Annotated in this window: 16 protein-coding genes and 5 pseudogenes; 12 read left to right on the top strand and 9 right to left on the bottom strand. The window is 56.8% G+C overall.

Annotated features, from left to right (window positions below):
* Positions 1–57: 57 nt before the first annotated feature.
* Positions 58–1,260 (bottom strand): hypothetical protein, encoded by a 1,203-nt coding sequence (locus RBB32_RS16030; RefSeq protein ID WP_306154217.1) that lies wholly within the window; start codon positions 1,258–1,260, stop codon positions 58–60.
* Positions 1,261–1,487: 227 nt separating this feature from the next.
* On the opposite strand from RBB32_RS16030, the pseudogene RBB32_RS16035 reads away from it, so the two are divergent.
* Together RBB32_RS16035 and RBB32_RS21375 are read left to right on the top strand one after the other, a co-directional pair.
* Positions 1,488–1,943 (top strand): annotated as a pseudogene (locus tag RBB32_RS16035) (transglycosylase SLT domain-containing protein); the annotation flags it as partial.
* A 9-nt stretch (positions 1,944–1,952) separates the two neighbouring features.
* Entirely contained in the window at positions 1,953–2,153 is a 201-nt protein-coding gene (locus RBB32_RS21375; RefSeq protein ID WP_371931077.1) for a hypothetical protein, read from the top strand.
* A 1-nt stretch (position 2,154) separates the two neighbouring features.
* Here RBB32_RS21375 and pepN read toward each other — a convergent pair whose 3' ends face one another.
* On the bottom strand, positions 2,155–4,707 hold the full coding sequence (gene pepN, locus RBB32_RS16040; protein ID WP_306154238.1) for an aminopeptidase N: 2,553 nt from the start codon (positions 4,705–4,707) through the stop codon (positions 2,155–2,157).
* A 1-nt stretch (position 4,708) separates the two neighbouring features.
* Between pepN and RBB32_RS16045 the strand changes: the two genes are divergently transcribed.
* From RBB32_RS16045 to RBB32_RS16065, 5 genes and pseudogenes are all read left to right on the top strand, one after another.
* Positions 4,709–4,921, top strand: coding sequence for a hypothetical protein (locus tag RBB32_RS16045; RefSeq protein ID WP_306154240.1), 213 nt, complete (start codon positions 4,709–4,711; stop codon positions 4,919–4,921).
* A 128-nt stretch (positions 4,922–5,049) separates the two neighbouring features.
* Positions 5,050–5,385, top strand: a pseudogene (locus tag RBB32_RS16050) (deoxyribodipyrimidine photo-lyase); the annotation flags it as partial.
* Between the two features lie 300 nt (positions 5,386–5,685).
* Positions 5,686–6,546, top strand: a complete 861-nt coding sequence (locus RBB32_RS16055; protein ID WP_306154239.1) for an FAD-binding domain-containing protein — start codon at positions 5,686–5,688, stop codon at positions 6,544–6,546.
* Positions 6,546–6,701 carry a DUF2256 domain-containing protein gene (locus tag RBB32_RS16060; protein WP_306154220.1) on the top strand — a complete coding sequence of 52 codons (156 nt, stop codon included), beginning with the start codon at positions 6,546–6,548 and terminating at the stop codon, positions 6,699–6,701. Before RBB32_RS16055 ends, RBB32_RS16060 begins: the two co-directional genes overlap by 1 nt.
* A gap of 97 nt (positions 6,702–6,798) precedes the next feature.
* On the top strand, positions 6,799–7,575 hold the full coding sequence (locus tag RBB32_RS16065; RefSeq protein WP_306154222.1) for a gamma-glutamyl-gamma-aminobutyrate hydrolase family protein: 777 nt from the start codon (positions 6,799–6,801) through the stop codon (positions 7,573–7,575).
* Between the two features lie 8 nt (positions 7,576–7,583).
* Here RBB32_RS16065 and RBB32_RS16070 read toward each other — a convergent pair whose 3' ends face one another.
* The 3 genes from RBB32_RS16070 to kynU all read right to left on the bottom strand — a co-directional run bounded on the left by RBB32_RS16070 (position 7,584) and on the right by kynU (position 18,312).
* Positions 7,584–13,922 (bottom strand): choice-of-anchor L domain-containing protein, encoded by a 6,339-nt coding sequence (locus RBB32_RS16070; protein WP_306154224.1) that lies wholly within the window; start codon positions 13,920–13,922, stop codon positions 7,584–7,586.
* Positions 13,923–14,110: 188 nt separating this feature from the next.
* The gene (locus tag RBB32_RS16075; protein WP_306154226.1) at positions 14,111–16,945 is read right to left on the bottom strand and encodes a Hint domain-containing protein; all 2,835 of its coding nucleotides are present in this window, start codon (positions 16,943–16,945) and stop codon (positions 14,111–14,113) included.
* Positions 16,946–17,118: 173 nt separating this feature from the next.
* Complete coding sequence (gene kynU, locus RBB32_RS16080; protein ID WP_306154228.1) at positions 17,119–18,312, bottom strand: kynureninase; 1,194 nt, start codon at positions 18,310–18,312, stop codon at positions 17,119–17,121.
* A 400-nt stretch (positions 18,313–18,712) separates the two neighbouring features.
* Here kynU and RBB32_RS16085 point away from each other — a divergent pair.
* The 5 genes and pseudogenes from RBB32_RS16085 to RBB32_RS16105 all read left to right on the top strand — a co-directional run.
* Positions 18,713–19,053 (top strand): annotated as a pseudogene (locus tag RBB32_RS16085) (transposase); the annotation flags it as partial.
* Between the two features lie 97 nt (positions 19,054–19,150).
* Positions 19,151–19,609: pseudogene (locus RBB32_RS16090) on the top strand (IS110 family transposase); the annotation flags it as partial.
* A gap of 377 nt (positions 19,610–19,986) precedes the next feature.
* Positions 19,987–20,130: pseudogene (locus RBB32_RS16095) on the top strand (IS3 family transposase); the annotation flags it as partial.
* 392 nt (positions 20,131–20,522) lie between these two features.
* Positions 20,523–21,638 carry an acyl-CoA dehydrogenase family protein gene (locus RBB32_RS16100; RefSeq protein WP_306154229.1) on the top strand — a complete coding sequence of 372 codons (1,116 nt, stop codon included), beginning with the start codon at positions 20,523–20,525 and terminating at the stop codon, positions 21,636–21,638.
* Entirely contained in the window at positions 21,635–23,137 is a 1,503-nt protein-coding gene (locus RBB32_RS16105) for a class I adenylate-forming enzyme family protein (protein ID WP_306154230.1), read from the top strand. Before RBB32_RS16100 ends, RBB32_RS16105 begins: the two co-directional genes overlap by 4 nt.
* Positions 23,138–23,197: 60 nt before the next feature.
* Here RBB32_RS16105 and RBB32_RS16110 read toward each other — a convergent pair whose 3' ends face one another.
* The 4 genes from RBB32_RS16110 to RBB32_RS16125 all read right to left on the bottom strand — a co-directional run.
* The gene (locus RBB32_RS16110) at positions 23,198–23,953 is read right to left on the bottom strand and encodes an IclR family transcriptional regulator (protein ID WP_306154231.1); all 756 of its coding nucleotides are present in this window, start codon (positions 23,951–23,953) and stop codon (positions 23,198–23,200) included.
* Positions 23,954–24,261: 308 nt separating this feature from the next.
* Entirely contained in the window at positions 24,262–25,548 is a 1,287-nt protein-coding gene (locus tag RBB32_RS16115; RefSeq protein WP_306154232.1) for a TRAP transporter large permease, read from the bottom strand.
* Positions 25,545–26,051 carry a TRAP transporter small permease gene (locus tag RBB32_RS16120; RefSeq protein ID WP_306154233.1) on the bottom strand — a complete coding sequence of 169 codons (507 nt, stop codon included), beginning with the start codon at positions 26,049–26,051 and terminating at the stop codon, positions 25,545–25,547. Before RBB32_RS16120 ends, RBB32_RS16115 begins: the two co-directional genes overlap by 4 nt.
* Positions 26,051–26,828, bottom strand: a 778-nt coding sequence (locus RBB32_RS16125; RefSeq protein WP_306154234.1) for a TRAP transporter substrate-binding protein, incomplete at its 5' end; no start/stop codon positions are given. The genes RBB32_RS16125 and RBB32_RS16120, both read right to left, overlap by 1 nt.

Genomic DNA, 26,828 nt, shown 5'->3' on the forward strand with positions numbered 1-26,828 from the left:
CGTGACTTGGGCGTTCTAGGCCAGTGGCGCGCGACGGGCAAGGGTGGCTTGCGTGATTTAGAGGCTGGGCAAGCGGTACATTCCGGCAGCTGAGAAGGCGATAGAGGTGCCTTCGGCCAGTTCATCGGCAAAGCGCGTGGCGATAATGCGAAGGGCGGTTTGCCGTCCCTTGTTGATCAATGCCCGGCGCGAGGGAAGGGTCGGGGTCAACCCCGGAGACAACAGCGCCTGCGACCAGATCAGTGGGTGAAGTTCCTGCAGATAGTCACTCAGCACCCAGTCCAGACAGTCATGTAGCCGCTGGCGCGTGGCTTCGGCCCTGCCGGATAGACGTTTCTCGGGATTTGGTGCCATCGTGACCGCGCAGAAAGCCGCCCAAAGGTTGGTGATGTGCTGATCTTTCTTTGCCTCAAGGATGTGGCGGATGCCATCGGCAAAGAATTCTGCATCCAAAAGATCAAGCGCACCACGATCCATTGCGAGTGCATCGAAGTAAACCCATGCATAGGCACCTTCCCTCCAGACATCCCCAGTGCGCGAGGCGGTGCGGCGAGCTTCGAGTTCAAGCGCCTCGTAGCTGCCGAAATGCGCAGGCAAAAGGTGCTGGCCGAGGGCGCGCATGTGGCGATGGCCATCGGGGTCCAGGTCAATCAGTTTTTCATAGTCGTCCGCGACGCGGTGTGCCTTTTGCCGGAACGCGGCGGTCAGGGCGCATTGGGCTGCGGCAAGCGAGGGCGCATCAAGCTCGATACCATCATGGGGGGCAAGTATATCGCGGGCGCGCTTGAAATGGGCCAACCATTGGCGTTGACAGTCTTCTTGCTTTTGAATGCCATCGCGCGCCGCATTCCGCCATGCCCAGCCAATATCGACATGGGCCATGGCAACCACCAATGCGCAATAAGGATCGCCGTAGTGTTCTGCTTGCACCTCTTCCAAGGCCTTCATCCCCGCAGGATCGGGGAAGACGCCGTCCAAGATGGCGTCTTCGGCCGCGGCAACCACATCCGATCGCGCGCCAAAGGCCAAAAGCATCGAGGCGATTTCGCCCCCCGGGGTAGAAAGTCGGCAATCGTCAGCATATTGAATCTGCTTTGAAAGTTCTGTCCACATCTCCTGGCGTGCCAGTTTTTGACCCCTGTCTTGATGCGTGGCGCGTGCCATTTCCTCATCCGAGACGGGCAGGGAGGGCAGAAGGATCCGTTTGCTCAGCGCGTCGATGTCGTTCTCAGACCATGCCGCTTTGCGCAAAAATCGCATGGGCCCGCGCTTGGCTGCAGTATTCCTTGTGCGGAAACTCATGACATTGTCGTCACGGTTTGAATTGGACGAAAATGGCATGCAGTCTCCCAGACGATTCAATGAAACGAGTTGGGGTAAATTGCGCGGGCATTCGGGCCAAAAGTGGGCAAGCTTAAGGAGAAGGCGGGGAATTCCACGGGCGCGACTCAGTTGATTTATCCTGTAAATCGTTTCAAAGTTGTGCGATGAAGCTGCTAACCCTCTGTTGTATATTGATATTCTCTCTGTCTGGCGGGCCGGTTGCCGCTGAGGCGGCGCAGGTTGTACGCCCCCCTGCGGCGCGCGATGGCAATATTCCGCGCGCACGGTGGGGCACACTTCCGAACGGGCCTCTTTGGACACGTACCGCTATCTCGGCCTTGAGGGGGCATGGCGCTGCATTGCCAAGGCTCGTACCAAGGGACATCCGTGATTGGTGCCCGGCCTATCCCGATGCCAGCCGCGCAGGACGCGAGGCGTTCTGGGTCGGGCTGATTTCGGCCCTTTCGAAACACGAAAGCACTTATCGCGCAGCCGCCGTCGGGGGCGGAGGGCAGTGGTACGGGCTTTTGCAGATTCTGCCATCCACAGCGCGTCGATATGGTTGTCGTGCACGAAACGGTTCAGCACTGAAATATGGGCCTGACAACCTGAGTTGCGCCATTCGCATCATGGCCGTCACGGTGCCGCGCGATGGTGTCGTGTCACGCGGGATGCGGGGGGTGGCCGCTGATTGGGGGCCATTCCACAGTTCACGAAAACGCAATGACATGAAGGCATGGCTGAGGCGGCAAAGCTATTGCAAGCCGGTGTCCTCGGTGCGCCCAAGGCCGCGCCCGGCGGGCCTTGGGGCTTTGACGAACGAAGATTAGGTCAGGCGCTGCGAATGCGGCTGACCATTTCCGTGGTGTCTGGGCTTAACCCCGGGGCCGCAAGAATGCGGTCCAACTGCTTGGTGATCAAGTCTTGGCGGGTTGAATCATAGCGTTTCCAAGTCTCAAAGGCCGAACACATCCGCGCCGTTGTTTGTGGATTGAGCGGGTCAAGCGCAATAAGCCAATCGGCCAGAACCCTGTAGCCTTCGCCGCTGGCGTTATGAAACCCTGCCGGGTTCATGGCCAGCGCCCCGAGGGTCGCACGGAAGCGATTAGGATTTCGGATGGTGAAATCGGGATGCTTGGTGAGGGCTTCGGCGGTTGCGGCGGCCTGATCGGGGGCGGCATGGACGATTTGCAGCATAAACCACTTGTCGATCACCAGCCGGTCGTTTTGCCATTGATCATAAAAGCGCGACGTGGCCTCTTGCCCCTTTCCAGATTGCAGCAGGTTTGAGAAAGCCGCCAATTGCTGCGTCATATTGTCGGCGCTGCCGTATTGGCGCTGGGCTTGGCTTCCGCCGTCCAACCGGGTGATCATGCCAAGCGCGGAGTTGGCTAGGGCCCGTGCGCCGGATTGTTCGGCATCCGGGGCGTAGGGCGCTGTCACCTGATATTGGGCATAAAGCCGTGGGGCGAGGTCCTGGAAGTGCTCGGCCCGGGCGTGGCGCAGGGTTTCTAGGGCTTCCCATACGGCCTGAGGATCGGGTGTATGGCCGCGCTCATGCAGGGTTTGGGCCAGTTCATCCTGGCTTGGCAGGCCAAGGGCGAGGGCCCGAAAGGCCGGGTCGAGTGTGTCGTCGCGCGCCATGGTGAGGGCGGCCTCCAGATAGGCGCCATCGGGGGCGGCGCCCTCGGTAATCATGTCGATCAGGCCCTCACGGGCGAGGGCCCGGCCGGCCTCCCACTTGTTGAAGGGGTCGGTGTCATGGGCCAGAAGGAAAGCGCGTTCTGCATTGTCGGTTTCACGTTCGAGGATCACAGGGGCGGAAAACTCCCGCAGGATCGAAGGGGTGGGGCGGGCAGAGAGCCCTTCGAAGGCAAAGCTTTGCTTGGCCGCGGTCATTTCCAGAACCGTGGTTTCGACCACCTCATCGCCGTTTGGGCCAAGAAGGCCGACGGCGATGGGAAGCACCTGTGGCGCCTTGTCGTCCTGTCCCGGGGTGGGCGGGGTTTCTTGTTCAAAATTAAGGGTATAAGTTCCATCTTTGAAGTCGTCGGTGACGCGCAGACGCGGGGTTCCCGCCTGCGAATACCAACCTTTGAACTGGCTCAGGTCGCGGCCGGTGGCATCCTCGAAAACCTTGAGCCAATCTTCGATTGTGCAGGCTTGGCCATCATGACGGTCGAAATAGAGGTCAAGCGCTTCGGAATAAGCAGCATCGCCCACGAGACGTTTAAGCATACCGATCACCTCGGCGCCTTTTTCATAGACCGTAGCGGTATAGAAATTGTTGATCTCGACAAAGCTTTCGGGGCGCACCGGATGGGCGAGCGGGCCATTATCCTCGCGGAATTGGCGGGCGCGCAGGGCGAGCACATCAGAGATGCGTTTGACCGGTGCGCTGCGCATATCGGCGGTGAACTCGGCATCGCGGAACACCGTGAGACCTTCTTTCAGGCAAAGTTGAAACCAATCGCGGCAGGTGATGCGGTTTCCAGTCCAATTGTGGAAATACTCATGGGCGATGATGGCTTCGACTCTTTCAAAATTCGCATCTGTGCTGGTCTCCGGGCTGGCCAAAACGCAGGATGAATTGAAGATATTCAACCCCTTGTTCTCCATGGCACCCATGTTGAAATCATCGACTGCGACGATGTTGAACACGTCCAAATCGTATTCACGGCCATAGGTTTCTTCGTCCCAGGCCATGGATTTCTTGAGCGCTTCCATACCGAAGGCGCATTTTTCTTCATCCCCCGGACGCACCCATATGTTCAGTTCAACATCGCGGCCAGAGCGGGTGGTGAAGCGATCCGGGTGATTGACCAAATCACCCGCCACAAGCGCGAAAAGATAGGCGGGTTTAGGCCATGGATCGTGCCATTCGGCAAAGCCGTTGCCCTTGGTGACAAGGTTGCCGTTTGACAAAAGAATCGGTTCTTCCCCTTCGATGCGGACGGTGAAAACCCCCATAACATCTGGGCGATCCGGGTAGTATGTGATCTTGCGAAAGCCCTCGGCCTCGCATTGGGTGCAGTACATGCCGTTCGACATGTAAAGCCCTTCGAGGGCGGTGTTATCCTCGGGCGCGATCTCGACCTCGCACTCCCAGGTGAAGGGCGCGTCCGGCACGGCACAACTCAGCCCCGTATCTGTCACATCCGGCGTGACTGCTTGACCATCAACCCGTGCCGAAATCAGCCGCAGATTTTCCCCGTGCAAAAAGAAGTTACGGCTTTGTGAAGCCGGATTGGGAGTGAAGCGTATCTTACTGATAACGCGTGTGTTTTTGGGGCTGAGTCGAAAGGTCAAATAGACGCTTTCGACAAGGTAGGCTGGCGGCGTGTAGTCGGACAGATAGATCGTTTGGGGCGAGGCGTCTTTCATCGTGGGCGTCTCCATCGGCAATTCGTTTGACGAGGACGTTAGGGTGATGCGGGCAGGTCTGCAACGCGAACCCTACCTGAAATTGGAAAACGGATTGGAGGCCAAAATGTCTGTGCCCTACACCAATGTCGAAAAGCAGAAACAGACACATAAAACCGCATCGATGGGGATACGTGGCGTTATGGGGGTGCCGCAGTGCTTTTTCTGGGTTTGATCTTGTGGCTGGCCTATCAGGGGCAAGAGCCACGGGAGGTTGACACCAAAATCGACCGGCGCACCGGCGACGCGGTTGTTGTGGATTAAGGCCTTTCCCAGACGCGATCGCAGGCTATCTCTCCTGACATGGCCCCTGTGATCATTTGCTGGTTCAAGCGTGATTTACGTACTTATGATCATGCCGCGCTGCACGAAGCGGCGCGGCAAGGTGCTGTGCTGCCGCTTTATATCGTTGAGCCGGAGATGTGGCAGCGACCCGACGCTTCGGGGCGTCAGTATGCGTTCTTGCAAGAGTGTTTGGTTGATCTTGACCGCGACTTGCAGAGGATTGGTTTGCGCCTGACCCTTCGGGTTGGCGATGCGGTGGAGGTTCTTGATACGCTTCGGTGCCAATATGCTGTAAAGGCTTTGGTTAGCCACGAAGAAACCGGCAACAGCTGGACGTATCAAAGGGATATCAGGGTTGCCGCTTGGGCCAAGGGGCAGGGCGTCGCATGGCGCGAGATCCCGCAATGTGCCGTGGTTCGCAGGCTGGTCAATCGCAATCACTGGCAAAAGCAGCGTGATAGTTTTGTGCAAAATCCCATTTTGCCCATGCCGCAACAGTGCAATGGCGTCGTGGCTCCAAGCGATCCTGTACCACAGGCCAAGGCCCTGGGGTTTGAAGATCATTGCCCCGCGAGGCAGCTTGGCGGGCGCCGTGCCGCGCTTGAAACCCTTGAGAGTTTTTTAAAAACGCGTGGGCAAACCTATCGGCGGGCCATGTCGTCGCCGCTTGAGGGGGCAAGGGCCTGTTCGCGTCTCAGCCCGCATTTGGCCTTCGGAAGCTTATCCATTCGTGAAGCCGCACAAGCCGGGGCCGCCCGTGCCACAGAGGTGAAGGGCCGCCGTGATGGGTGGCCCGGCTCCATGAGATCCTTTCAATCCCGCCTCGCTTGGCGTGACCATTTCATGCAAAAACTGGAAGATCAGCCTGATCTTGAATATCGCTGCCTGCATCCCGCTTACGAAACGCTACGCCCACGAGAGCTGGATGCCGCGCGGCTTATGGCATGGCAAAATGGCGAAACCGGCCTGCCGTTTGTGGATGCCTGCATGCGGTCACTGCAGGCGACGGGGTGGCTTAATTTCCGGATGCGATCCATGGTGATGGCCGTGGCCTCCTATCACCTCTGGTTGGATTGGCGCAGCACCGGCCCGATCTTGGCCCGCCTGTTCACCGATTATGAGCCCGGCATTCATTGGAGCCAGGTGCAAATGCAATCGGGAACAACCGGTATGAACACGATCCGCATATATAACCCGGTCAAACAAGGCCATGATCAAGACCCAACAGGGGCCTTCACCCGGCGTTGGCTGCCGGAATTGCGCGATGTGCCTGACGCCTATTTGCAGGAGCCATGGGCCTGGGGCGGGGCGCAAAACCTGCTGGGCCGTCATTATCCCGCGCCGATTGTTGATGTTGCCCAAGCGGCGAGGGCGGCTCGTGAACGGGTTTGGGCAGTGCGTAAAGAAACAGGTTTTCGTTCCGAGGCGCTGCGGCTTGTGGAAAAACACGGCAGCCGAAAACACCGTCGCCAAGGCATTCCGAAAACCGATGCTCAACTCAAGTTCGATTTCTAATGCCGAGACAGAAATGCAAATCCGACCTTCCGACAAAAACCTGCGCCACCTGCGGGCGCCCCTTTCCGTGGCGGCGTAGGTGGGCGCGCGATTGGGGGAATGTGCGTCATTGCTCCGAGAGGTGCCGAAAAAATCGACGGTCTCATGCGGCGTGACCCCTGCGCAGGCGCGCGGTGACTTGTGCAGTCATTCGCGTTTTCTTATCGCTTGTAAGGCTTTATTCAGGGCCAAGCAGAACATTGAAGGACCCACATGGCACGTCCAGTTATCGGCATCATCGGCAATCATCACCTGATCGACGATCGCTATCCCGTTCACGCGGGTGGCACGATGAATTCCGAGGCGGTAGCACAGGTTGCTGGCTGTATGCCGCTTCTGGTGCCAAGTGATCCACGCTTTGTAACCGTGCCGGAACTTCTGGACACCTGCGATGGTTTTTTGCTGACCGGGGGGCGGCCCAATGTCCACCCAGAAGAATACGGCGAAGATCCGACCGAGGCGCATGGCGCTTTCGATCGCAATCGCGATGCCATAACCCTGCCTTTGGTGCGTGCCTGTGTTGAGCGTGGACAACCCATTTTGGGCATCTGTCGTGGATTTCAGGAGGTGAACGTCGCCATGGGGGGCACGTTGCACCCCGAAATTCGCGATTTGCCGGGGCGTGATAATCACCGCATGCCGCCCGATGGTTCCTTGGAAGAAAGATTCGCCTTGCGTCACGCCGTGCGCTTTACCAAGGGCGGGGTGTTCCACCGCCTGATGGGGGCCGAAGAGGTGATGACCAACACGCTACACGGGCAGGGGGTGGTCAAGCCTGGTCAACGCGTGGTGATTGATGGCTACGCGCCCGATGGCACACCCGAAGCGATTTATATCGAGGGCGCATCGGGGTTTGCCCTGTCGGTGCAATGGCACCCGGAATACAACGCCGCCAATGACCCGGTCAGTCGCCCGCTTTTCAGCGCCTTTGGTGAGGCGGCACAGCTTTGGACAAAGGGGCAGGGTGCGCAGGCTTTGAAAACCGCCTGACCTTTTTGTCAGCTATAGAAGCCCATCCCTTTGATCAGTTTTGCCTCATGCGCCTTGAGGCAGGTTCTTACGGTTTTGCCGTGCCGATAGGGGGCGCTGCGCAACTCGGGGAATATCTCGAAGAGTTCCTCGCGCGCGGCTTCATCCACTGCGCCCAGGCCCGCATCGCCCGCGTGAAAGCTTTCGGTGGCGATGCCCTCGGCATAGATCACCTCGTGGCGGTCGAACATCAGGTGGATATAGGTCACCTCGTCCACGTCTTTCTGCACCACGTCACGCCCGTCAATGAGGTGCTTGGCAGGCACCAGAACCTCGGGTTCCCCGAACAAGAGCTCCGCCCGATAGCCGGTGAACAAAATCCGATGCTGCGGTGAGACCAAAAGCCCCTCGCGCGCGCCTTCCAGTGCATTCACACCCACCCGAACCGGCGCGAAACGGCCCATTCCGGGGACCGTGCGCTTGCCGATCCAGCGGATCGGGCGCAGCCCGTGGTCGCGGGTGACCACCATATTGCCCTCGCGGAGGTCTTCGATGGCACGCTCGCCATGGGCGGTGAGGATTCGGGTGCCGGGCGTGAAGCAGATGATGTTCTCGATTTCCGAGAAATTGACCACCGTGCCGTCGGACATGGTGAAGTTACCCGACAGGCCGCCGGAGTCGTCATCGGTGTTGGTGAAGGTGAGGTCGTCCTGGCGATAATCGGGACCAAGGAAGAGGGTGTCGCCATTGGTCTCTTCCCCTTCGCCACCGGTTATCGAGATACTGTCGTTTCCGGCCTCGCCCAGATCGGCAATGGTGAAATAATCATCGCCGTCGCCACCGGTGACCGTATCGCCCTGCGCCGCCGTGATGGTGTCATTGCCAGCACCGCCGATGACAACATCCGAGCCGACGCCGCCATCAAGGCTGTCGGCATCAATGCCACCATCCAGAAGGTCGTCTCCGCTGCCCCCCAGAAGAGTGTCGTTGTCATCCTGACCATAGATCGAGTCGTTGCCGTCGCCGCCGATCAGGCTGTCTTCGTTATTGGTTGGCGCGGCATCCGAGCCGTCGTTTTCCAACTCATAGAAGCTATAGCCGGCATAGTCGGGGTTGGATGGTGAAAGTTCGCCATAGATGACATCATCACCGGTGCCACCGTCGATGGTATCCTCGCCTTCATTACCTTCCAGGGTATCGTTGCCCGCGTCGCCGGTGACGGTGTCGTCGTCAAATCCGGCATCCACCGAGTCCGCCCCAAGACCGCCAGCTACGGTGTCATTGTCGTCACCGGATAGGATGGTGTCATTGCCATCACCGCCGATCACACTGTCGCGGTCGTTGTGCGGGTCCGTGTCCGCGGCATAGTCCAAGACACCGCCAGAGTTGTATTCCTCGTCAGGCAGCCCCGTGCCCGGCGACGTGCGGGTGTTGATGAAGTCATCGCCCGCACCGCCATCGACGGTGTCATTGCCTTCAAAGCCGAATATTTCATCGTCACCGGCCCCGCCCGAGACCGAGTCATCGCCTATGCCGGCTTCAATGCTATCGTTGCCGTCACCTGCCAAGATGGTGTCATTTCCGGCCCCTGCATCAACGCTGTCGTCATTGCCATTGCTCTGGCTGTCGAGGTTGTCGATAAAATCGCCGTCCGGATCACCGGCATAGCTGGTGTCGATCACATCATTCCCGGCGGTGCCGTCCACGATGTAGTCACTTTGCGCAATACCCATGGCGGCCAGGGCGTCATGGTCTGTCACCTCGGATGGGGCCACGCCGATCAAGGTGATCGTTTCCCCATTCGGGAAGTTCAGAACCGCGTTGCCGCTGCCATCGTCGGTAACTGTAACATCCGAGACCAGCACCGGGTTGCCATCCGCATCGGTCAGCCCCGAGGCGTCGATCTGATCCTGCCCGGTAAAGGTGCCATCGCCATTGCCGATGGGGCCTTCGAATCCTGAAACGGTGTCATCGCCGTCGCCATCCTCCAGAACGACGGTGTCATCGTCGCCATCGCCTGCACCAATATCAAAGGTGTCGTTACCCGCACCGCCATCGACAGTATCGGCCCCGGCTCCGGTGCTGACAGTGTCGTCTCCGGACGAACCGATAACGCTGTCGTTGCCTTTACCAAGCGCGATGTTTTCAATCTCGCTGAAACCAGCGGTCGAGGTGCCATCGCTGAGTGTCCCGCTTTCTGGGTCCGAGGCGATGCCCGCCGTCAGGTCAAGCGTGGTGTCCGCCGTCACCGTAGTTGCATCGAGACGGTCGCCCGCGGTTTCGTCGGTTTCTCCGCCGGTTATGGTATCATTGCCGAAACTGTCGGTCAGGGTGAAAGTATCGTCCCCGGTTGAGCCCAACAGCGTATCGTCGCCGGTGCCACCCTCGATCAGGTCGTTTCCGGCCTGGCCGTCGATGCTGTCATTGCCTGCTTCCCCTTGCAGGGTGTCGCCTTCGACGCTGTAGCCACCCATGATGGTGTCGTTACCATCGCCGCCGGAGGCAAGGTCCTCACCTAGGTCGGCGTCGATGTAATCGTTGCCGGCACCACCGTCGATGGTGTCGTTGCCGTACCAGCCGTGCAACTCGTCATCGCCCGCGCCGCCTGACATGCTGTCGTCGCCATTACCACCGTGGGCCGAATCGTCGCCGTCACCGCCAATAATCGTGTCATTGCCAGCTTCGCCGCGCAGCGTATCGTTGCCGGTTTCGCCCAGAAGGATATCGTCACCCGTTCCGCCCAGCATGCTGTCGTTGTCAGCGCCGCCAGACAGGTTGTCGTTCCCGTCTTCGCCAAAGACGGTATCGTCGCCATCACCCGCAAGTACGGTATCATTCCCGTCTTCGCCAAAGACCCGGTCATTGCCCGTACCGGCGTCGATGCTGTCGTTGCCGAAACCTGCAGAGATAGTATCGTTGCCCGCGCCTGCGAGGATGCTGTCATCGTTATCGCCTGTCAGGTTATCGACCGCATCCACACGGTCACCTTTGGGATCGCCTGTGTAGGCCGAGTTGATCACATCGCCCGAGGCGCTGCCCTCGACGATATAGTCCGGGGCAGGGATACCCATGGCCTCAAGCGCGGCGGGGTCGCTGACCTCAGAGGCCAAAACACCGATAAGGGTGATCGACTCTCCGTTCGGGAATTGCAGGATGGCGTCGCCCGTGCCGTCGCCATTGGTATCGGTGACGGTCACATCATCGGTATTAACCAACGCGCCGCCCGCATCGCTCAGGCCGGTCAGATCAAGCTGATCTTGGCCGTTGAATGTGCCATCGCCATTGTCGATGGGGGCCTCGAACCCGGTGATCGTGTCGTCGCCGTCACCATCGGCCAGAACGATGGTGTCATCGGCTCCGTCGCCCGCGCCGATGTCAAAGACATCGTTGCCCGCGCCACCTTTAATCGTGTCTGCCCCAGCGCCGGTGCTGAAGGCGATTGTATCGTCGCCATCCGAGCCGACGATGTTGTCATTGCCCGCGCCAAGCGTGACATTCTCGATATCCGCGAAGGTGGCCGTCGAGGCACCATCACTGATGGTTCCGCTTTCGGGGTCGCTCGCGTTGCCATGTTCCGTCAGGTCCACCGAAACATCGTCGGTGACTGCCGTGGCATCAAGGGTATCGCCAGTGGTTTCAGAGGTGCCCCAACCCTCGATGGTGTCATTGCCGAAGTCGTTTTCCAGCATGAAGAGGTCATCGCCCCCGCCACCGAACATGGAGTCGTCGTCCAATCCGCCTTCCAGGGTGTCGTTGCCATCACCCGTGGTCAGGGAGTCGTCGCCGGTGCCACCGATAACAAGGTCCGCACCACCATCGCCCCCCGAGGCCAGCGTGTCGTTTCCTGCTTGGCCGAGAAGCGTGTCGTTGCCCGATGCACCATCGAGATAGTCGTCGCCATCCCCGCCGACCATGGAGTCGTTGCCAAGCCAGCCTTCGAGGCGGTCGTCACCGGCGTCACCGAACATCGTGTCGTCGCCCGTGCCACCGTAGACCGAGTCGTTCTCGGTCCCGCCATAAAGAAGGTCGTTGCCAGCGTTGCCAAAGACCTCGTCCTCGCCTGCGCCACCTGTCACGGTGTCGGAGCCATCGCCGCCGCTCAGCGAGTCGTTGCCAGGGTCGCCGTTGATCGAGTCGTTGCCGCCTTCGCCGAAGATCGTGTCGGCATCATTGCCACCTTCCAGGGTATCTTCACCCAGACCACCCTGTATGCTGTCGTTGCCTGCGCCGCCGGAAACGCTGTCGTTGCCAGCTTCGCCAAGCAGGTCATCGTTGCCGCTATTGCCCAACAAAGTGTCATTGCCATCGCCGCCGCGTGCATTGTCGTCGCCCGCACCGGCATCGACCGTGTCCTTGCCAAGAGCGGCAATGATGGTGTCATTGCCGTCACCCGCAATAATGCTGTCGTCATTGGTGCCTGCCGCGTTATCGTTATTGTCGACAAGGTCGCCCTCAGGGTCGTCAACATACCCAACACTGATGTAATCATCGCCAGAGGTCCCCTCGACGATGTAGTCACGACCGTCCGGGATGCCCATGGCGATCAACTCGTCGACGGAGTCCACCGATGCTGGTGTGACGCCGAGCAGGGTGATGTTTTCACCTCCCGGAAATGTCAGGACCGCGTTGCCAGAACCGTCATCCGTGACGGTCACATCCGCCGTTGTCACCGTCGTCGTGCCGCCGTCCGAGGTCAGGCCCGAAACATCCAATTGGTCTTGTCCGGTGAAGGTGCCGTCGCCATTGTCAACCGGCGCTTCGAAGCCCTGGACGGTATCGTTGCCCGAGCCATCGGCCAGAACAAGCGTATCGGTGCCACCGCCAAGCGTGATATTCTCGATCTCCGAGAAGGTTGCGCTATTACTCCCGTTCGAGACACTACCCGCCTCCGGGGCGGTGCTTGTCAGGTCGACGGTGGTGTTCTGCGTCTGGCCGCTGAGATCGAGCGTGTCGCCAGCAGTTTCCCCGGTTTCACCGCCGATGATCGTATCGTTGCCGAAATCGTCGGACAAAAGAAACGTGTCGTCGGCATCGCCGCCTTGAAGGTTGTCCGCGCCGGTGCCGCCCTCGATGGTATCGCTTCCGTCGCCACCGAAAATCGTGTCCTGGCCTGTTTCACCGTCGATCAGGTCATTACCTGCACCGCCGTCGATACTATCGGCGCCTGCACCGGAATAGATCGTGTCATTCCCGTCGCCCGCGACCACCACGTCATCGTTCGACGCGTCGGAATGATCGTTTGCGTCGATCATGTCGCCCTCGGGGTCCCCCGTGTAGGCGGTGTCGATCACATCGTTTCCAGCGGTGCCTTCGACGATGAAGTCGGGCGGCGTGGCCGTGGTTTCAATCGTGGCATAGCCGGTCGCCGTGTTGCCCGCGCTATCCACCGTCGAGTAGGTGAAATCGTTTGTGCCGACATCTCCGTCAGTCAGGATATCGACGGTCATGTCGGCATTGAGCGTGATCTGCTCACCCGAGGGCAGGGTAACTGTCTCCCCCACGTTAACCGCCACGTTGTTGATATGCGTGATCGTCAGCGCATTGCCGTCATGGTTGGTGTCGTTCGACAGAAGATCATGCACCTGCGTGGTGTTCGGCCCCTGCGCAAGTTGGTCGCTTTCAGCGATCGAAACAGTCTGGATCGAGTCGCCCATGATCAGCACGTTGGAATCATAGCTCGAGTCGCCGCCGTCCCCGATGCCGATACGGATATTGTTGGATTCCCCGGGATTCACCGGCGCGGTCAGCGACAGAACGACCGTACCGCCGTCCATTTCGGTGTTGTAGGGATCGCTGCCCGCCGGGTTGTCGACATAGAGGTTCGAGGTGGCGGTATCGTTGATCGTGTCGATCGAAACATTCTGAGCCGATCCATCGGCCAGCGTCAGCGGCGCATATTCGCCATTCACCCAGACGCCGAAGGCATCGTTCACGCCGCCGTTGACGTATTCTAGGTATTCCTCTGACGTGAAAACGAACTGCATGGTCAGCAGGTCGTGCTCGGCGATGAAATCGGCCTCGAAGAATGCCCCGTCTTCCGTGGACTGGCCCGATACCGCATCGAGACCGGCATCGCCGTCCACTTCGCCTGCGCCATTGTGGTCAGTGCTGGTGTCGGCGGCGGTGTTGGTGTTCGAGGTGCCCGAGCTGTTGGTGAAATCGGTAGCGTTCCCCGTCGAGAGGATGACACCGGTATCCGATTGTGTGAGTTCCCCAAGTGTTGCCGTTCCGCCCGTGTATGTCCCCGAAGCGCTCGCGGCCCCCGTATAGGTGGCGTTGGTCACCGTGACGCCATTGCCGAAGATGGCATCCGCCATCTCCTGCGCTGTTGCTGTGGTGTCGACGTTCAACTCATTCGCTGTCGGCATTACTCACACTCCACTCTTCGGCCCGCTGTCCATTCCTGGTTGGTGAGACATTGCGTCGCTCAATTTTTCCCGATGGCTTTGGTACAGGCACACCACGTCCCTTGATGATCACCTAACCAACGTCTGCGGCGGCAATTCGGAGCAAACCTGACAATGCTGTGGCCAATTACTCGCCTGACGGGTATCAATCAGGCCGCAACGGCGAGATTGTCCTCGGATGCAAACAAGAGTCGGGCTTCATGGGCTTTCAGGCACATACGCGCGGTCTTGCCGTAGGTGGCCGGATCATTTCGCAATTGCGGAAATGTGGTAAACATTTCTTCGCGCGCCGCGTCGGAAATGGCGGCGATGCCAACGTCCCCCGCGTGGAAGCTTTCGGTGGCCGCACCTTCGGCATAAACCACCTCGTGGCGGTCGAACATCATGTGGAAATAGCTGACCAAGGGGCGTTCCACGATACGCACATCGAGACCATCGACAAGATGCTTGGCGGCGACAAGAACCTCGTCATGGCCAAAAAGCAGCTCCGCCTTGTACCCGGTGAACAAAACCCGGTGCTGAGGCGAGACCAGAAGCGGTCGCCGCGCGCCCTCCAGGACGGTTGAGTTGATGGCGACAGGCGCGAATTTTCCGCGCCCCTCGACGGTGCTGTGCCCGATCCAGCGGATGGGCTGATAACCGTGGTCGCGGGTCATCACCATGTCGCCTTGACGCAGGGTTTCGATCGCGCGTTCACCCCGGTTCGTCAAAATTTGCGTGCCGGGGGTGAAGCAGATGATATTCTCGATTTCACTGAAGCTCACCGCTGTGCCATCGGCCATGGTGAAATTGCCCGAAAGCCCGCCAGCCTCGTCATCGGTATTGGTGAAGGTGATGTCGTCCCACGTTTGGTCCGGGGTCAGTTGCAGGGTATCGCCACCGGTTTCGGCACCTTCGCCACCCACGATGGTAATGGTCCCGGCTCCGGCCTCGCCAAGATCGCCCAGCACGAAAAGATCGTCGCCATCGCCGCCATAGGCCACATCGCCTTCGGCCAGGTACATTTCGTCATCGCCAAGTCCGCCATACAGGCTGTCGGCCCCGGTCCCGCCATCAATGATATCGTTTCCGCCGTTGCCGAAGACAACGTCGTCGCCCGCACCGGCGCTGATGCTGTCGTTACCGGCAGAGCCGCCGCTTGGCGGCGGGCCGATGACAAGGCTGCTGTCGGCAAGATCCTCGGTGGTGCCGCCGGGCGTGGTGATTTGCCCGGAAATCACCTCGTCGCCAAGGTTCTCCCAATGGCGCACCTCGATGGTGTAGACCCGTCCCGCTTCCAACTCCACCTCGCCTGAACGGCTGGTCGCGCCCTGGTGGAAATCGTTGTCCATGAAGCTATCCGTGCCGCCACCCTGGTTGGTGAAGGTCAGGGGGGTGCCGTTCTCATCGAGAATACGGATTGTCGACCCATCGTCCGAGGTGGTCGAGAAGGTGTATGTCCCATCTTCCGAGGGCAAAAACTGCGAGGTGTAGATCACCCCGAAATCGTCGGGATCGCCCGAGGTGCCGCGCGCTTCGTTCGCGAGGGTGGTCGAGTCGAATTCGTCGGTCTGGCCGCTGGCGATCAGCGTCCCATTTTCGATATCGAAGGCTTGGTCATTGGCGCTGCCGAAGTTGTAGTCGTAGACCTGATACTCCCATTGCCCGGCCTCGGGCACATCGTCGCCATGGATCGTATCGTCGCCCGCGCCGCCCTCGACAGTGTCCGCGCCTGCCTCGGCATAAATCAGGTCATCGCCGTCGCCACCGTCGATGACGTCGTCGCCGGGCTGGCCCGCCCCGACCATCCAGTCGGCATCAAGCCGCTCGGAGGCGATCAGGGAGGCGTCATTGTTGACCGAGTCCAGCGAAATGGACTCGATCGGCTGACTGGTCAGCAGGGCGTTGTCAGCGTTGTCGCTCAACTCGGGTAGCATGAACAGATCGCCGTTGGTGGTCTGGATCACCACCGCCGTGAAACCGCCCGACGTGCCGTCGGTGAAGGTTACCGTGGCATTGTACACAAGGCCTGAATCAATCTGGTAAGTGGTGCCGTCGATGACCATGTTTTCCGGCGTCGCGCCATTGTCGTCGTCTTCGACAGCGCCGTCCCCGTCCGTGTCGAAGGTCTCGGCATTCAGGATATTCTGGTAAAGTTCGGCCCCCGGCCCGCCATAGGTGCCGATCAGGTCGTCAGCGTCTTCCGAGGCGGTATTCAATTCCGCCGTGTCCACATCCGCCGCCGAGCCGAGCCCGATAACTGTGAAATTGCTGCCGACGGTATTGCTTGCGCCGACATTGGCCCCTTCCTGCGGGTCGCTGTCGCCCCAAAGCGTATCATTGCCCGCGCCGCCCAACAGCGTATCGTTGCCCGACCCGCCATAAATCAGATCGTCCTCCAACCCCGCCAGGACACTGTCGTCGCCGCCAGATGCAAAGATCGTGTCCTGATTGCCGCCAGCCCCGGTGCCGTCCCCGCCATCGGCCACATCGCCCTCGGGATCGTCGGTATATGATCCGTCGATGGTGTCGTCGCCGGAGGTTCCGCTGACCTCCAGGTCGGTGTAATCCTGCGCCGAAAACACCGGATCGCCGCTGTTCACGTCCGGGTTGCTGTCGTAATCGACGACCTCGTAGGTCCGTCCGTCGATCAGGGGAACCTCCGACAGCAGGTAATCACCGGCCGCCGCGCCATTCTCGACATCGAATTCGATGACTTCGAATTCGAGGCCGGTGACCGTATCCCGCAACGTCCAGGCGAGTTCCGCATCGACATTCGACCCGGTCGAGGTATCGCCGCCGATCGACACATCGGCCGTTGCGGATTCATTGCCCGAATCGTCGTCGTCCAGTGTCAGGCCCTGAATGCCAGGCTCATTGTCGGTGATCGTCGCGGTGCCTTCGGCGCTCTGTGGGCCGTTCCAGACAAACGTATTTCCCGTGCCCGTGGGAATGGCGTCGCCACCGGGATCGAAATCGTAAAATTTCACTGTATAGGTTGGCATGTCGCCTGCTCCGTTTCCTCAGTGCTGGGCGGTGATCTGGGGCACTTGGCTTGGCAGGGCCGATTCAAAAGACAACACCGCCGTTTCCAAGGTGGATACAAACTGTTCGTGGCCTCAAAACGCAGCGTTCAAGGCAAAATTTTGGCCAATTGAGGCGGAAATCGGGCGCGCGATCAGGTTACGGCAGACCTGTGCCGATACTTGTCGTCATCCCACAGCTTTTGAGCCATGACCTTAGTGATCACCGCGATGGCGCGATCAATGTCGCCTTCATCCAGATAAAGTGGCGTGATGCCGAACCGCATGATGTCGGGCGCGCGAAAATCGCCGATGACCCCATGGGCGATACAGGCCTGCATTGCCTCATAGCCATGTTCGAAGCGGAACGACACCTGGCTGCCGCGCTGATCGGGATCGCGCGGTGAGGCGAGAGTGAGCATGGGGCAGGCGGCCTCGACGCCTGCGATGAGCCGCTCTGACAAGGCCTGCGCGCGGGCATAGACCTGTGCCATCTCGATCCCGTCCCAGATATCCAGGGCTGCTTCAAGGCTCGCCATGGCCAGAACAGGGGGCGTGCCCACCCGCATCCGCGCCACCCCAGGCGCGGCGCGGTAGGTTCGTTCGAATTCGAAAGGGGCGGCATGACCCAGCCATCCCGAAAGCGCTGGGGCCGTGGCTTCGGTATGGCGCGGGGCGACATAAACGAACGCGGGCGCGCCGGGGCCGCCGTTCAGAAACTTATAGGTGCAGCCCACGGCGAAATCCGCCTGCCCCCCGGCCACGTCCACCGGTAGCGCACCTGCGCTATGGGCCAAGTCCCAGATCGCCAAAGACCCGGTTTCATGGGCTTTTCGCGTCAGCCGCGCCATATCGTGGCGGCGTCCGGTGCGATAATCCACTTCGGTTAGCATCAGAACGGCCACCTCGTCGGTGATAGAGTTCTCGACCTCCTCGGGGGGCACGCAGCGCAATTCATGGGTCTGGCCAAGCGTCTTGATCAGCCCCTCGGCCATGTAGAGGTCAGTGGGGAAATTGCCGGTATCCGACAGGATGACCCGGCGGTCGGGGCGTAAGGACAGGGCGGCGGCCAACGCCTGATAAACCTTGATCGACAGTGTGTCGCCCAGCATGACATGGCCTTCCTCGGCCCCGATCAACCGCCCGATACGGTCGCCCAGAACCCCCGGTTGTGCCATCCACCCGGCCTTGTTCCAGCCGGTGATCAGCATTTCGCCCCATTCGTCTTGCATGACCTGCGCCATCCGGTCGGTGGCCGCAACGGGCAGGGGGCCAAGTGAATTGCCATCCAGATAGGTGACGCCCTCGGGCAGATGGAAGCGGCTTTTGATGGAGGTGAAATCGACCATGGTCAACCTTTCGCGGCGATTCGAGGCAACCCTTAGTTAATAGCAAAAAATCCTAGGTTGCATCGCATTTGCCCGATGGCTGCTGTGCGAGGAGCTACAGACCGCGCGTATCGCCCACGCTGGTCCCTTGCGGATGCGGGCGGTGACCGGATGTTGCGCTTGCTGGCAAGCGGGGCCTCTGGCGAGAGAACTGTCAAGAGCTAAAAGCTATATAGATCATAGTATTACACTCTCGATTATTTCTGATATCCATCACTTTATCCACACGGTAGTTGCAGACTGGATCATAACTTTGGCACTTTAATCTAATAAGCTGATGAACTGGCCACCATTTCGACCCGACGCCTTGGGTTAATTAAGGAGGCTTAAGTATTACCTTAAGCATGTACATAAGGCTGAAATAGAAATCACCGCCGATGGCGGTCGTCGTCGGCGCTGGTCCACGGCGGATAAGCTGCGGATCGTGTAAGAGACGCTTTATGACGGCGAGAGCATTTCTGCCGTTGCTCGTCGTAATGGCGTGGCCCCCAATCTGCTGTATCATTGGCGCAAACTGATGCTTGAAGGGGGCAGTATCGCCGTGACAGGGGATAACAGCGTGACCGGCAACAAGACCGTTTGTGAGATGGAAGCCGCATCCGCGAACTGGAACGTCAACTTGGGCGAAAGACGCTTGAGGTGGAGATCCTGAAGGAAGCACTCGACAAGTCGCGCTCAAAAAAACGACCTTGCTTGCGCAGTCGTTCAAACCGGATGGGGTGGATAGCTCCTGCTCCACCCGGCGTAGCAATGCGCCATACTGCAGTTGTTATAGACTGCTTATGAGAGGAGCTACCCAATGCAGGTTACAACAGTCGGCCTCGATTTGGCCAAAAACCTCTTTCAGGTCCACGGCATCAGCGAGAATGGCGATGTTGTTTTCAACCAAGCTCTGCGACGAGCGCAATTGATCGCATTCTTTGAGAAACTTCCACCCTGCCTGGTCGGAATGGAAGCTTGCGGTTCCAGCCACCACTGGGCACGACAACTGAGCAAGCTGGGCCATGATGTGCGTCTGATACCAGCGATGTATGTGAAGCCATATGTGAAGTGGGGTAAATCCGATGCGGTTGATGCTGCAGCCATCTGCGAAGCGGTGACGCGTCCGACAATGCGTTTTGTCGCAATAAAATCTGAAGAGCAGCAAGGCGTCTTGTTTCTCCACCGCGCCCGCGATCTGATCGTCAGGCAGAGAACGCAGCTCAGCAATATGCTGCGAGGTTTGCTGTCCGAGTTTGGCATAGTGATTGCACAAGGGGTTGGCAGCGCGATCAAGTTCGCGAAGCCCGTTCGTCTTGCCACTGTAGCAATGGCGAACAAGACAGCGCGGATTATCTGGGCAGTCTTGACCAAGAATGAATATTACAGACCGCGCACTGCGTAACTAAGGGAGAACAGAACACACGAGACAGCAAGACCATTGAAATGATGGAGCACAGTCAGCCCGTCAGCCGAGACACCCCGTCGAATGTCAGGGACAACCAATTGTCCGAGAACCAGTTTGGGACTTGGTTTGCGGAAACCATCAGGGCCAGCGGCCGCGTGCGCCGCGCAAACAGGCCGGACACACGTCTGTTTCTGACCAGTGCGAAATTAGGTTCAAAAATGTCTTGCTATGCAGGAGCTATCCACACAGGACGGTTCCCGATGACGGCGGTGGCACAGACATTAGGCGTGTCTCGTTCGAAACTGCATTAACGGCAGAACGGAAGCACGAAGCCGCGTCGGAGCTTTCATGAAGCTCAAGACGCGGCGGCCCTGCCACGCATCGAGCGCCTTAGATGCCTGTGCATACTGCTTGGATTGCCGTCTAGGTGAATGGACCGGAACAAGTGATATCGGCCACCTTGTTTCGCCCGCTCCCGTCATTGAGCTTCCCGTCGCATGATTAAGGGCCACGCGACAATCGCGTCAATGAATCCTGACTGTCAGGCCGCTGAAATTCAGATCAGCATTGCAGTGATGAACCAACCCGAAGCCGTAGCTTGATTTGAATCCAGTAAGGATAAACTTACGACGGAACCTGCTTCATGCAAAGTAAATATCCCCGAGTATGGACAAATAATTTATGTATGTGTATTTGTGCGTGTGGCTGATGGCTAATCAGGGATGTTAAAATACAGGGAGCCTAGGAAATGGAGCCAACACCATCTGACAGGTATTGGAAGCCCATGGTTGATCCGGATTACGTGCATGCGGTTAGGAGTTTCGCGCAAATGCATGTTTCTCCGATCGCGCATCAAATTGATCGCGATGATGTATACCCGCTGGAGTTTGTACGTAAGTTCGGGGCTGAGGGGTTCACCAAAGGTATCCTCGCCCCTGAATATGGAGGGCATGGCGACTACCGAAAGACCATCGCGCTGTTCGAAGAAATTGGCTATGCGAGCTGCGCTGCAGCCGTTTCGATAATATCGATCTTGCAAGCGCAAACGATGATTTGGAAATACGGTTCGCATGAACTGAAAGAACTTTATATTCCAAAACTCAATTCAGGGATGACGGCCTCTTACTCTCTGACGGAGGAAAGTCATGGAAGCGATATCCGTGCCCTTGAAACCAAGGCTTATTGGGACGGTAAGGCTTGGGTCTTGAATGGCGAAAAAAGCTTCGTCACATCTGGAGAGGCCGCTGAACTTATCGTTCTTTTGGCCGAAACTGAAAAAGGGGTGTCTGTATTTTCTGTGACTCACGACATGCCAGGCGTGGAAAAATATGTTGGTGAGCATTCGTCGACATTTGGTCTTCGAAATGGTGCTCACGTGAACATGAAACTCGAAGATGTTCGAGTGCCGGCCAGCCATCTAATCGGAGAAGAAGGACGCGGTGTTAAGCAGGCAGTTACAACAATGGCACACTCGCGAACCTGTACGGCCGCGATTTTCGTTGGTATTGCTAGGGCCGCTTTTGATGGCGCGTTGCGTCGTGCCCGTGGCCGCGTGGCTTTTGATAATACCGTTTTATCATTTCAGGGAATACAATGGTATTTTGCTGAAATGTTTACCGAGATCGAGGCGGCTCGTTCTCTTACTTATCGTGCGGCCGATGCTCTGAATGAAAACGATGCTCTCGACCGGCATACAAGTGTTGCTAAATTGAAAGCAGGCTCTGTAGCAACAGATGTATCCTTAAAAGCGATGCAGATTTGTGGTGCCTGGGGCACTTCCGACAAGACACCTTTCTCTCGCTTTGTCCGAGATTCCAAAACCTATGAAATTGGTGCGGGTTCGTCAGAGATTATGAAGAACACGATTGCGAAGTATCTTATTCGGGAACTCGATTCATGAATCCATCCAGCATTAGCGAGTTGTTAGCACAGAATGGCGATCGCGAATTTCTAGTAACAGAAGAGGGAAGTTACACGTACGCCGAAATCCATGAATTATCGCGGCGATTTGCGACTTTGCTTCGGAAACATGGAGTTCAGCAGAAAGACCATATTGCCATTCTTGCGGGAAACCACGCTTCGTTCATCGTGTCATGGTTTGGCGCTGCGCTAGCGGGCGCAATAGCCGCGACCTTGAATAACCAACTGCTCGCAGAAGGCCTTCGTTACACAATAAGTCAATCGGACAGCCGACTAATAGTCGGGGATCGAGAATGGATAGAGTCCAGTTATCACGATCTCAACGAAGAACAAAAATTACTCCCGCTCATAAAAATAGAGAGTGAGGCGTCTTTTTTCGAGATGCTGCTTGACTATGAGCCAGGTGAGGAAACCATGCTTCCGATGACGGAACCGCTGGCGATTTTGTATACTTCTGGCACAACTGGCCTGCCCAAAGGGGTTATGAACAGTCAAATCGCCTATTGGCGGTCAGGATGGCAAGCCGCCAAGTTGTTGGAGCTAACACCCGAGGACCGTCTGATGGTGTTCCTGCCAATGTTTCATGTTAATCCTCAAATGATGGGCACTATGAGCTGTATGTGTGCAGGTGCCACAATGCTTCTTCGTCCCAAGTTTTCGGCTAGCAAGTTCTTTGAAGACGCTGAACGTCTAGGGGCAACCGGTTGCACTTATGTTGGGACAATTTTGTCGATACTTGTGAACCGGTATAAGGATGAGCAGAAAAACCATGGTATTCGTTTCTGCTTTGGGGCTGGCGCTCCTACGGGAGTTTGGCGCACGGTAGAAGAACGCTTTGGCATTCAAGTTTTAGAAGTCTACGGAATGACTGAGCTTGGAGGTTGGACATCCAGTAATTCACGCAACGAAAGCCGCTTTGGTTCGTGCGGCAAGGTACGTGAGGATATTGAACTAAAAGTACAGGATGAGGATGGCGTTGAAGTACCCGTCGGTGTGAATGGGGAAATCGTAGGGCGCCCAATTGAACCTTATTCGATTTTGTCTGGCTACTGGAATAAGCCAGACAAAATGGTGGAAAGTTGTAACAACCTTTGGTTCCACAGTGGCGATCGCGGGCATTTTGATGAAGATGGGTTCTTATATTATCAGGGGCGTATCAAAGAACTAATACGCCGAGGAGGTGAGATGTTCTCGCCGATTGAATTGGAGGCTAGCCTGATTCATATGAATGGCGTTCTCGATTGCGCGTTTGTCGGCGTGCCGGATCCGATTATGGACGAGGAAATCAAGGCCGTTGTCGTTGCGAACTCTGAAATTACGCCTCAAATGATCGTCGATTTTCTCAAAGGGCAATTCCCCAAGTACATGATGCCTCGCTATATTGAACTCGTTCGGGAGATCCCGAAAACTGCCAACGAGAAAATCCAGCGAGAAAGATTGAAAAGTGTAGAGTTCCCGGTGGTTGATTTGGGAAAGTAGATGGCTGCCGTATGAAGTGGTCCCAGAAAATTGGGACCACTTCACTCTTATTGGGAAGCGCTACTCAACATTCAGGAATTTCTTGGCTGCTTTTCTCATTAGGTCCGCCACGTATTCCATACGCTCGCTCATGCGTTCGGTAGGACCAGAAACCAGAATTGCGTAGTTGTAGGGCTGAGTATCCAAAGGTAATGCAACACCGCTTAAGTTCTCGGCGAAACGACCGGAGCTCCCGAACCAACCGCGATCAAGCGACGCAGCGATAACGTTTTCAACGTCCTCAGTACTCATAAGTGTTTCGTCCGTGAACTTTTTGAAACTGGTCTTCTTGAGTACTCGTTTTCGCTGACTGGATGGCATCTGGGACAATAGGGCCAGTCCGATAACTGTAGTATATAGAGGAATTGTTTGCCCAACCTTTGCGGCAAATTTGACGTAGTCGCTTGACTCACATACTTGAAGGAATAGAGCCTCAGTGCCGCTGGCGACGCCGAGCACCGCAGTCTCCCCGGTTTTCTCGGAAAGATACTCCAGCATATCCTGAATGGCTTCAGAGGGCGGTTGAGATAGGTGAATTTGCTCTATAATGGTTGCCCATTTCGTGGAGGGGTACAGCCCACCTTTTGGCGTGGGCTCATATAAATATCCAAGACGAGTAAGTGTTGATAGCAAATTATAGGTGCTTGAGCGCGGCCAGTTCAATTTGGTCGATACTTGGGAAAGTGTCGCAGGCTGGCCTGTTTTGGCAAAGAATTCTAAAAGTTCAACAACCTGCGCGGCTTGTTTGACGATCTTGTCTTGACGATCATTGGACATTTGCCACTCCTTGTTCCGAGCATTCATTGCTATTCTTTGCCTCTATCCGTATCTCTGCCACCCCTCACAATGAGAAGCACTTATGCAGTGTAAGATCTTGCCTTCGTCGCCCTCTATATTCGAGCTAAAAGCGTACGGAGCAGGTCACTTGCGATGTATAACTCGGCCCGGACACGTTCTGAAGTGTCTAGTATGATCTACTTCATCGCATAGCCACCGGCAAAATGACCGTTACTATCCTCAGATCGCTATTACACTCAGGCATTCCATCGAATTCACACTGTTCATCAAAAGTAAGATCAGAGCTGTTACCTACTAAAGGGCAGCCAAAGTGCTAACTGCGGAAATGCAGAAAGAAGAACGGCGACCATTAACATTAAGAACACGAAAGGCAATGCCCCAAATGAGATGTCTTTGAGGGAGATCGCATGTGCAACCGCTTTGATTGCGAACAGATTCATCCCAACGGGAGGTGTGATAAGTCCAACCTCTAGGAGCAGTACAAGCACCACGCCAAACCAAATGGGGTCATACCCCAGTTGAAGAATTATCGGATGGACCACCGGCACTGTCATTAACAAAAGCGAAATAGCATCCACAAACATTCCCAAGACCAAATAGATCAATGCCAAGATCAAGAGAATCACCGCAGGCGGCCATGCCACCGAAGCCACCAGGTCACTTACGATCGTGTTAAATCCCCAAGTAAAAACCGCATATGAGAATAATTGTGCCCCTACAATGATGAACAATAACATTGCGGTTAGGCGTACAGACTCGACTGCAGCTTCGGTAAGGCGGGGAATTGTCAGAGACTTCCCCAGGAGCGCCACGACCAAAGAAACGGCAACACCACCAGCCGCAGCCTCAGAGGCTGTCATCCACCCCATGTAAATCGTAATCAGCACTGATAGAATAATCACCGTAAGCGGCAATGCATCCCAAAGTAGGTTACTACGATCCTCGGCTTCCGAAATATTCTCGGGCAAAGGTGCAATAGTTGGATCGACTAGTGCGCGCATAAAGATGTAAAGGTGAAACATAGCCAGCAACAAGAATGCCGGCGCAATAGCCGCGATGAATACCAACCCAATGGATTCTTCTATCAGTGAGCAATAAATGATCAACGGAATGCTGGGAGGAATCAAGATTCCGAGTGTCCCGCCAGCTGCCAGCGATCCGGCCGTGAGTCGGGGGTTATAGTTCAGACGCGTCTGACTTGGGACGGCAGCCGTAGCGATCGTTGAAGCCGTGGCGACACTGCTACCACTTACCGCCGAAAAAATACCGCAAGCTAAAACGTTCGCATGTAGCAATCCGCCGGGGAGCCCAATAAGAATATGTGCAAGAGAGTTGTAAAATCGTTCAGCGATGCGAGCTTTTTGCACAATCTGTCCCATCAGCAAAAACAACGGAACCGCGATAAGAGTTTCGCTTGCCATAGTGTTAAACGCTGTATGAGCAATCCCAGGCAGGTAACTCGAGCCATACGCCCATGTCCATGCAATTCCCGTTAATCCGAGCACTACTGCAATTGGGAAGCCTGCAAACAGCAAGATGACTACAGTGAGTCCCATCAAAGATAATTCCATCATTGGCTCTGACCTTTGCTTTCGTTCTTACGGAAACAGAGTAATGCTTGACTGATGGCACCGAGCGCCAACCCAAAGATCACGCCAAACTGTAAAATTGAAACGGGTAGGCGTAGAACTCCGGATTCTCGAACGCCGCTCTGGTAGTTTTTCAAGGCAAGGCCTCCACAATACCAAATCAGGACACCAATGAACGTGAGCGTTAATATTAGTCCGATGTATTCAAGCACGTCTTGCACGGCCTTCGGAACGAAATGCTTAAAGATATCTGCGGAAAGGTGTGCGCGGTTTCGGTTTAGCCAAGGCAAGCAAAACACGGTCATCCATGCCATGAGAATTCCGCTAAGTTCTGAACCCAAGAAAAACTCAATAAGCAGCATTCTGCACACGACTTCGATCAACAGCAGGATAAACAGCAGCACCAAGCAAACGACCGCAACAAATTGGGCAAGGCGTTCCATACCTTGCCCATAGCGACGGCCAGAAGTGTCCTGACTCCAGCTCATCACTGACCCACCTCGACACCGTATTCTTCTAGCATCTGGAGGCCTTTGGGGCCGGCGCGCTCGGCCCAAGCAGGGTAGGTTTCATTGACTGCGGCATTGCGAAGCTGCTCGTACAGCTCGGGCGACGGGTCAACCAGTGACAGCCCCTCTTCTCGAAGGCCTTCATGCAAATTTTCAGTATACTCCGGCATGTAGTTTCGCAGGTCTTCTTCAACTGAAGCCATTTCTTCTGAAAGAATTTCCTGATATTCACTAGGAAGAGAGTTGAAGCGATCCCTGTTAAGGATTGGCCCCGTTGAAGTCATCATAACATTCGCCAGAATGCCGCCCTTCAAGACCTCAGACCATTTAAAGCCAACCACGGCCCCCTGACCGGTGATCGTTCCATCAACAGTTCCGCGTTGCAGAGCGATGTACAATTCTCCGGGTTGAATGTTCACAGGGCTCGCACCAATGCTTGACAGAAACTCGGCTTGTTCAGGCGAGGAGCCTCGGACTTTGAGGCCTTTCAGGCCTTCAAAGCTGTCAACATCGGATGTTACCCACAATTGATAGGGGTCATAGAACCACGTTGCCATTGGCGTGGCATTATGTTGGTCGAAGATTCCGTTCAGGTAAGTACTGATCGTCGGCTTGGACCACGCCTCAAGCTTTTGTTCTTGCATTTCCGCCGCTGTTAATAGTTCTTCAGGAAGCAGAGTGAAGTGGTCCCAGGAATCCGGACAGTCGGCTAAGGTGTATCCCAAACCTTTGAAGGGATACGAGAATGGCGAAGCG

The sequence above is a fragment of the Roseovarius sp. MMSF_3281 genome (genome assembly GCF_030733685.1).
Taxonomy (GTDB): domain Bacteria; phylum Pseudomonadota; class Alphaproteobacteria; order Rhodobacterales; family Rhodobacteraceae; genus Roseovarius.